Below are 733 nucleotides of genomic sequence, written 5' to 3' on the forward strand. Positions count from 1 at the left end.
GACGTCGAGACCCGTGCTTTTCAGCAAGCGACTGAGCGCACGGCGTACGCTGTCATCATCATCCACGATATGAACTCGAAACGTCTCTTGCAGTTCTCGGGTCAAGGCGCAGGCAAGGCCAGCTCAACACAAGCCCCCTCCTTCGTGCTCCGAGTGAAGCGCAACTCGCCGCCATGCGCCTCTGCGATGTTCTGGCTAATTGAAAGCCCCAGTCCCATCCCTTGTGACTTTGATGTCGCGAATGGCTTGAAAGGGTCATCGGTCAGCGCATCAGGCAAGCCCGGACCATTGTCGGACACGGTCAGCAAGCGCCGGCTATTCATATCTAGGCCCGTCGTGATGATCATCTTCCGCGTCTGTTGATCCGCCATCGCGTCGGCGGCGTTAAGAACGAGATTGAGAAGCACCTGCTGCAACTGTTGCACATCTGCTTCCACGATGAGTATTTCGCGCGACAAGCGCAACTGCACGTCCACTCCACGAGCGACCATTTCGTTCGAGATGAGCCGCATGGTCGAGCGCGCGACATCATTTAGATCCGCGCGTTCCAAACCACCGCTATCATTGGCCATGAGACGCCGAAGATTGACTATGATATCTGCTGCGCGCCTGTCATCCTCCGCAATATCTAGAAGCACCTCGCCGACCTCGATCAGATCGGGCTGTGCTTGCGCGAGGAGCGCTGCGCCTGCCTCGGCATTCGCGAGTATGGATGTAAGGGGTTGGTTCAGCT

At 57.3% G+C, this 733-nt stretch carries 1 protein-coding gene; it reads right to left on the bottom strand.

Annotated elements, in window-relative coordinates; all coding sequences use genetic code 11:
* Positions 1-101 precede the first annotated feature (101 nt).
* Positions 102-733, bottom strand: a 632-nt coding sequence (locus ACXAG7_RS19905; protein ID WP_476667918.1) for a sensor histidine kinase, incomplete at its 5' end; no start/stop codon positions are given.

This window comes from Tenacibaculum sp. AWR4_210 (assembly GCF_056160945.1).